The organism is Rahnella sp. Larv3_ips, from assembly GCF_003697865.1.
In the GTDB taxonomy this organism is placed as follows: Bacteria; Pseudomonadota; Gammaproteobacteria; order Enterobacterales; family Enterobacteriaceae; genus Rahnella; species Rahnella rivi.
Genome location: NZ_MJIB01000010.1, coordinates 20,824 through 27,872 on the forward strand (window position 1 = coordinate 20,824; position 7,049 = coordinate 27,872).

8 protein-coding genes are annotated in these 7,049 nt (G+C 57.9%); 2 read left to right on the forward strand and 6 right to left on the reverse strand.

Features of this window, described 5'->3' with window-relative positions; genetic code table 11:
- The first annotated feature begins 11 nt into the window (after positions 1-11).
- Both alkB and ED901_RS14600 read left to right on the forward strand, forming a co-directional pair.
- On the forward strand, positions 12-665 hold the full coding sequence (gene alkB, locus ED901_RS14595) for a DNA oxidative demethylase AlkB (RefSeq protein ID WP_122096326.1): 654 nt from the start codon (positions 12-14) through the stop codon (positions 663-665).
- Positions 666-774: 109 nt separating this feature from the next.
- Positions 775-1,254 (forward strand): cold shock domain-containing protein, encoded by a 480-nt coding sequence (locus ED901_RS14600; RefSeq protein ID WP_056774844.1) that lies wholly within the window; start codon positions 775-777, stop codon positions 1,252-1,254.
- Positions 1,255-1,316: 62 nt separating this feature from the next.
- Here the strand turns inward: ED901_RS14600 and ED901_RS14605 are convergent, their stop codons facing one another.
- From ED901_RS14605 to ED901_RS25425, 6 genes are all read right to left on the reverse strand, one after another.
- Positions 1,317-2,285, reverse strand: a complete 969-nt coding sequence (locus ED901_RS14605; protein ID WP_122096327.1) for a spore coat protein U domain-containing protein — start codon at positions 2,283-2,285, stop codon at positions 1,317-1,319.
- Positions 2,282-4,819 carry a fimbria/pilus outer membrane usher protein gene (locus ED901_RS14610; RefSeq protein ID WP_122096328.1) on the reverse strand — a complete coding sequence of 846 codons (2,538 nt, stop codon included), beginning with the start codon at positions 4,817-4,819 and terminating at the stop codon, positions 2,282-2,284. The genes ED901_RS14605 and ED901_RS14610 overlap by 4 nt, the downstream gene beginning before the upstream one ends.
- An 18-nt stretch (positions 4,820-4,837) precedes the next feature.
- A complete protein-coding gene (locus tag ED901_RS14615; RefSeq protein ID WP_122096329.1) occupies positions 4,838-5,635 on the reverse strand; it encodes a molecular chaperone in 798 nt (265 codons plus the stop codon).
- Between the two features lie 17 nt (positions 5,636-5,652).
- Positions 5,653-6,174, reverse strand: a complete 522-nt coding sequence (locus tag ED901_RS14620) for a spore coat U domain-containing protein (RefSeq protein ID WP_056774939.1) — start codon at positions 6,172-6,174, stop codon at positions 5,653-5,655.
- 8 nt (positions 6,175-6,182) lie between these two features.
- The gene (locus tag ED901_RS14625) at positions 6,183-6,701 is read right to left on the reverse strand and encodes a spore coat U domain-containing protein (RefSeq protein ID WP_122096330.1); all 519 of its coding nucleotides are present in this window, start codon (positions 6,699-6,701) and stop codon (positions 6,183-6,185) included.
- Positions 6,702-6,762: 61 nt separating this feature from the next.
- The coding region (locus tag ED901_RS25425; RefSeq protein ID WP_240993936.1) for a spore coat protein U domain-containing protein at positions 6,763-7,049 on the reverse strand (287 nt) is incomplete at its 5' end.

Below are 7,049 nucleotides of genomic sequence, written 5' to 3' on the forward strand. Positions count from 1 at the left end.
CGGAGGCTGACATGAATTTAGATCTTTTTGATCACCCCGATTTCCACCCCAACTGGCGCGAAGATCTGTGCCCCGGCGCGGTGGTGCTGCGCGGTGCGGCGCTGGCAGAGGATGTGGCGTTGCTGGCGGAGATCGACCGCATCGCCGGGCTGGTGCCTTTTCAGTATCGCGCGACGCCGGGCGGTTACGCGATGTCGGTGGCGATGACCAACTGCGGCGATGTCGGCTGGGTGACGGATAAAGCCGGTTACCGTTATCAGGCCATGTCGCCGGAAAGTCATCAGCAATGGCCGCCGATGCCGGAACTGTTTCGTGCTGTTGCGGTGAAGGCGGCGGAGCAGGCAGGGTTTACGGGGTTTGACCCGGACGCGTGCCTTATCAACCGCTATCAGCCGGGGGCGAAAATGAGCCTGCATCAGGACAAAGACGAGCACGATTTCGGCCAGCCGATTGTCTCTGTCTCGCTGGGTTTACCGGCCGTTTTTCAGTTTGGCGGCCTGGAGCGCAGCGATAAAACCCAGCGCGTGCCGCTGCTGCATGGCGATATTGTGGTGTGGGGCGGGCCGTCGCGGCTGCGTTATCACGGCGTGTTGCCGCTCAAAGCAGGCGAACATCCGCTGACCGGATCCTACCGGTTTAACCTCACGTTCCGTAAAGCGACGTAATTCCGCAGGCATCAGGCTGTAAAGCACAGGACTTTGTTCTCATTCTGCTTTACACTGCCGCCCTGCAAAAACTGACATGTTGAATAAATAATTACTTAGGCGGTAAGCGATGAACGGCGTAATCACAACCTGGTTTGAAGATAAAGGTTTCGGTTTTATCAAAGATGAAAACGGCGATAACCGTTATTTCCACGTGATTAAAGTTGCAAACCCTGAGCTGATTAAAAAAGATGCAGTGGTCACCTTTGAGCCGACCACCAACAACAAAGGCCTTTCTGCCTTTGCGGTGAAAGTCGAGCCGGAGAGCAAATACATCTTTATCGCCGGTGAGCGCATCAAAATCACCAGCATCAAATCTTTCCTGGCGTTTAACGAAGAAGTGCCGGGAGAAGCGAAGATAGACAAAGAAAACGCCGTGCTTTCTGTTGGCCTGCTGATGAACCGTATCCGCCCGCAGGAAGAAGAGAAAAAAGCGGAGATGCGCACCATGAAAAAGCTGCTCATCACCACCTTCCAGAACAGCACTTATGTGTTCACGGAAGATGAAATTGATGTGGATGCCACCATCAAAACGCTGAAAGCGCTGTAAAAACGGCGTTAAAACCGGTGCACACTCGCTGCACCGGTTCTGTTTTTCCCTTTCTTAATATCCTAATAAGTCACCGTGACCGTCACCGTATCGCTGTACGCGCCCGCGGGCTGATTGCTTTGTGCCAGATTCACCGACGCGGTATACGGGAACGACTGTGATGTGCCGGAGCCGGTCGCGCTGCTGTTGGTTGACGCGCTCCACACCGTGCTGTCGCTTTTAAATATCTGATATTGCAAATAACTGGTGGTGCCGTTGACCGTTGAGGCCATCTGCCGGTACTGGCCGGACCCCGTTACGCTGCTGGTCAGGTTGACGGAATAGCTGGCGTTGAGCGTGCAGCGCACGCTGAGGGTATTGGCGACCACCGTCGTCAGCCCGGAAGGCAGGGCGGCGCTGCCAAAACCCACGTTCGGCGCGCTGTCGATATAGCAAAAGTTGGTGATGTTGAGCGTCAGGTTGACGGTACCGTTCACGTTGCCGCTGTCGGCAATGCACAATAATGTCCCGACGGCGACCGAACAGATGTTCCACGTCCAGGCGATGGGGACAGTGTCGGTATACGTCCCGGCGGCCAGATTGGACAACGTTTTTGGCATCACATAAATCGGCAGTGTGCTGTTCGGGCCGGTAAAAAGCCCGAGCAGGCCGAGTGCGGTGGTGCTGTTCCAGGTAATCACGTCACCCTGGTTATAGACGGTGCCACAACTGCCGTCCTTGCACAGGCTGTACGGCAAATACTGATTGGTGGCTGCACTGTAAAGCCGTGGCTGGGTGCCGCTCGGATGTAGCGTGGCGCCAATTGTTGCCGTCACGATATTGGTGCCGCCAATACTGAGCAAGGGACCGTTACAGCTCAGTCCGCTGCTGCCTTGCGTAATCAGCGGAGAAGTGCTGACCGCAAAGGAGTTCTGTGTGCCGAGCGTAATGGTGCTTGCCGCCGTGGTACAGGCCGCCATCACCTGCCACGATGCGCCCAGCAGCCACATCAGTAATACGCCATGACGTATCCACGACCTGAAAATTTTCATGATTTATCTCCTGGCGTTGCGCCACCCGGACATGCCAGCGGGCCAACCTGCTCAATGCTGTGACGTTTAGGATCTAAAGTGAAACTGATCCGGCATACCGAACGGTCTTCCTGCCTGATATTCAGCACGTTGTTTTCCTGTAAGTGCGAGAAGTACACCAGCCCGTCGTAACCGGTGACGGTGGTTTGCTGTGTATTCTGTTCGGTGACCAGCGTGCCGGGCTTCAGCGGTTGTCCGGCGGCGTCGTGCAGCCTGATATTCGCCGACAGCACTTTCTCGACGTTGAATTTCACCACCACGCCGCTGCCTTGTTTCACTGCGATGCGGTCATTGACGTTATTAGCAACCACATCGGCGGGCAGCGGCAGGGTGTCGATTTCCACTTTGGCCGGATAATACGAACTGACGGTCGGGATCAGCAGGTGACCATTTTTATCGGTTTCGCCCATTTTCTGATTCTCGAACAGGACGGGCACACCGGCGTAATGATCGGTATCGACCACGATAAAGGCGTCGTTGATCTTGTCGGAAAGGAACCAGTCATTGGCCATAAACACCACGGATCCGCTCAGATCTGCCCAGTTGGTGTAATCGCCCTGATTGCCGTAGAACCCGCCCTGAATCGTCGCGACGCGGGATTTCCAGGTGGCATCGGCCTGCTGATACGGATTATTGCCGCCGCTGTAGGCCAGATTCCAGCCGAGGCCGCCGTCGGTTGGCGTGGCTTTGCTGGCGCCAATCTGCTCCTGATAATTGCCCGCACTGTCACGCTGCACGCCAGCGTTCATGTTGATATTGGTGCCAAGCGGAATGATGAATTGCAGCTGCGCGCTGTAACCGTTATCGCCCAGCGTTTTATTGAGCGATAAAAACATGCTGCTTTGCCCCCACAGCGAGCGGCTGTAGGAGAAATTCACCAGACGGGTATGCGAATTGTCATAGGCTTCGACGTCGTAATAGCCGATGCCCATGGTGCCGTTGGCCGGGCCAAACGGCGAGGTGCTGAACGTCACCTGATCCGACTGACGGCTTAAGCGCGTATCGCTGGTGTAAGAGGTGATGTCCTGATAACCCACCGTGCGTTTTGAGCGCAGCGCCGAGAGGCTGAACACCGTCGAATAGTAGGAATAGCCCAGCGTGTACTGGCTGCCGTCTTTTTTATCCGTCACGCTTTCGCCTGTCGGATTGAGGATCTGACCGCCTGAATTCGGGATGCCCGGTATCTGGCCGTTGTTATCGTTATCCGGCGTGTTGAGCGGAGTATCGCTGCTGACCGGCGGGTGATCGGCTTTACTCTGGCTGCCGGAAACGCTCAGCGTGCCCCAGGTGCCGACCGCGATATCTGCGCCGGCACCGCCCAGCGTCAAACCCTGAACCATTTCGGTATGGCCGGAGAGCGTCAGATAATTGGTCAGCCCGTAACGGTAAATACCGCTGAAGGCCGCATCTGAATAATCGCCGTTGGTGACGCCATAATTGTTGCGCACCGCCCCGAGGGACAAATCGAAATCGCTGAGGTTTTTACGCAGCAGCGTGTTGGACACGTAAAAAGGGACGCTGGTGGACACCTGACGCCCGACTGCGTCGGTGGTCACAATGGTCGCTTCACCGGCACCGTTGATATAAGGCACGTTAGTCAGGGTAAACGGCCCGGAATTCAGGTTGTTACTGCTGGCCTTGTAGCCATTAAGGAACAAATCCACCGTGGTTGGCACCGCCGCCGACCCGCTGTATTGCAGTAACGGATAGGTCACCAGATCCGGACGCACGCCAAAGTTACGGCTGATCCGCACACCGCCCATGCGCGCCGAATTACTCCACGTCAGGGAATCGCTGACGAAATCCCCGACCTGATAGCTGATCAGGTTTTTCTCGTCGGTAAATCGCCAGAAAGTGTCGTAACGCAGATAGCCATCCTGCGCGGTGCTGCCGCCCGTGTTGCCGTTGCCCGCACTGTCGATGTTATAGCGGTAAGTGCCGGTATTGGTGAGCAGCCCGAGGCTGCTGAATAACCGCTGTTCCATCCAGGTGGCGACGGATTTCGGGCCGCCGGGCGGATCGGTGTAGTACGAATCATAGTTAAACAACAGGCCGGTGCTGCTTTGCGACGGCGTGTAATTCATCAGCGGATCGCCGCTGACAGTCTGATTGGGAAGCCAGGCATCCGGCACCGTTAACACCAGCTGCTGGCTGGCTGAATTGTATTTCGCTTTCACGTCCGGCAGTTCACCGACGTTAATCAGCCCCTGCTGGCCGTTAATGTGGATGTGATTTTTTGCCAGCACCCCGGCTTCGACGAAATAGGCGTTATTGCGATAGGTCACCGGCACCACCTGATTATCCGTCTGGCCGTTGACCACAATCGACAGATAAAACATGGCGTCCGTGACCACCGGTGCCGCCCGCGGGGCATCGGGCAGGGAACCGTATTCCTGTGCCTGCGCACTGAACGCACTCAGGCAGATCAGGCACAGGCTTCCCCGGAAACAGAGCGGTCGCTGCTGACCTTCACGGGGAAGACGTCTGATTGGCATCCGTTGCGGCTCCAGCTGTTATTCGCCGCGCGCAATGACAATCGGTTGGGTGTTGTCGGCAATCTGCGCATTCAGCTGCGCCCCCGGCGTCACGCCCGCCGGCACCGGCCAGCGCATCTGCTGCCCCGGCAATACGTACCCCATAAAGCCGCCGACCATGGTTTTTACACCCTGTTTCTGGTTGCCGCTGGCTGACCAGAACACGTTGCTCAGACGTGCGTGAACGATGCCGGTATTGCGCACCTGCAGATAGTTTTTTCCGCCTTCCGAGACGGTGCGCCAGGTGAGGACAGGGCGCGTGGCGGTGGAGGCATCGCGCTTCACATCCGCGCGGTCGTTGGTCCACAAACCGCCGCCATCCATAAACAGCGGCAGCAGATAACGCATCTGCAATTGCAGCCCGACCACCGCTTTGTCCTGACCTTCACCGGCGCTGTTTAGCGGAGAAGGGATCTCGTCAATGATAATGCGGTACGCCTGCTCGGTATTGGCGGGCACCGGCGTGTTGCGGATCAAACGGATCAGCTGGCGCTGGCCCGGCGGCACGGTGGCAAAAGGTGGGCTGGCGACCACGTTGCTCTGATCGGCATACTTCTCGTTAAAATTCTCCTGCTTCCAGGCCAGCACGCGCACCTGCAACGACACCGGTTCCGCGCCCCGGTTTTCCAGCCACAGGGCGGATCCGTTCTGATCGGATTCAATAATCTGGTACACCGGCCAGACGAGCACCGAACTGGCGGCGTGCACCGCCGTACCGGAAAACAGCGCCACCGTCAGGGCCGTGGTGGCAGTCATGCGTGAGAACATCGTCGTCATAGCTCATATCCTGATGATTAATAAGTGAGAGTCACGGTCACCGTGTCGGTGTAAGTTCCCGCAGTGGGTGACGTCGTGAAAGAAAACAACCGGCCATACACCGGATACGTTTGGGTGGTGGAGGGAAAGCTGCTGATGGTCATTGCCTGCGCGCCGGTTCCCCAAACCACGGTGCGCGCAGCATTCTGATAAAGCTGATAGGCCAGCGTTGCCGTCGCCCCGCTGTTGGCCATATAACGCCGGGCGGCAGATCCGCCGTGGATGCCGTAATCCATGCCAATCGCCACCGTGGTGCCGGGGGTGCAGGTCACCACAACGGAGCCTGCGCCCGACGTACTGACCACATCGACATTGGTGGGAACGGAAGGAAACGAGCCGAAATTGAGGGTGCCCAGATTGGTGGTCGGGCTGGAAAGCGAGCTGCCGAAAACGCAGCCATTGGTCAGCGTTGCCGTCACGGTAAAGGTGGTGGTGGCCGTGGCGGCCAGCGCTGAGCCGCACAGCATCAGCAGCGGCAACAGCAGCAGACGGCCAGGCATCAACACCTCTACCAGGATACGGTGACATTCACCGTATCCTGATAAACCCCGGCAGCGGGCGTGACCTGCCCCGGAACGCGGCCATACACCGTGCTCCACTGGTCCGCGCCGTTGCCGGTTCCGCTCACGCCGGTGACGTTATCCCACACCGTCGTGCGTGCCGCCGTGGTGTAAAGGTTGTACTGCAGGGTCGCTGCGCTGTTGGTGGTGTTGACCATTCTGCGGGCAGTGACCACGCCGCTGCTGCCGCCATCCATCACGATTTTGTAGGTCAGCCCGTTCACGCAGTTCACGCGGATCGAGCCCGCCAGCTGCGCGCTGGTGGCATTGATGGCGCTGGTGAGCGACGCATAATTACCAAAGTTCAGCGTACCAAAGCTGGTGCTGCCGGACGTCGTGGTGCCCGCGCTGCAGGCGGGCAGCAACGTGGCACTGATGCCTATCGTGGCTGCCGGACTGAACGGGATGCGCAACTGCATCGACACCAGCAGGGCAGCTGGCAGGAGCAGCAGTACCTTGATGTCCATGATATTTCCTTCCTAGAATCAAAAGCCAGTCAGAGGCGCAACCGACTCTGATGGAAAACGCTTACCAGGAAAGAGTGGCAACAACGGTATCGTTATAGGTGCCCGCAGCCGGTGTGGTGCTGGTCTGGTCAGCAGGCAGCACGCGGCCATAAATCGGGATATTTTGTGCAGCGGTGCCCGTCCCGAGCGTGATCGGCGTATTGATGGCGATCTCGGTGGTGCGTGCGGTATCGGAATAGAGGCGGTAAGGAATGCTGTTGCCGCTGGAGGTCATGGTGCGCAGCCCGCCGGTTGCCGCCAGTCCGCCGTTGAGTGACAGCGTCGGGGTCAGCCCGGTGCTGCAGGTGA

Bases quoted from the DNA above. Each gene is read 5' to 3' on its own strand.
- alkB (WP_122096326.1), top strand. From the start codon at position 12: ATGAATTTAGATCTTTTTGATCACCCCGATTTCCACCCCAACTGGCGC.
- ED901_RS14600 (WP_056774844.1), top strand. From the start codon at position 775: ATGAACGGCGTAATCACAACCTGGTTTGAAGATAAAGGTTTCGGTTTT.
- ED901_RS14605 (WP_122096327.1), bottom strand. From the start codon at position 2,285: ATGAAAATTTTCAGGTCGTGGATACGTCATGGCGTATTACTGATGTGG.
- ED901_RS14610 (WP_122096328.1), bottom strand. From the start codon at position 4,819: ATGCCAATCAGACGTCTTCCCCGTGAAGGTCAGCAGCGACCGCTCTGT.
- ED901_RS14615 (WP_122096329.1), bottom strand. From the start codon at position 5,635: ATGACGACGATGTTCTCACGCATGACTGCCACCACGGCCCTGACGGTG.
- ED901_RS14620 (WP_056774939.1), bottom strand. From the start codon at position 6,174: ATGCCTGGCCGTCTGCTGCTGTTGCCGCTGCTGATGCTGTGCGGCTCA.
- ED901_RS14625 (WP_122096330.1), bottom strand. From the start codon at position 6,701: ATGGACATCAAGGTACTGCTGCTCCTGCCAGCTGCCCTGCTGGTGTCG.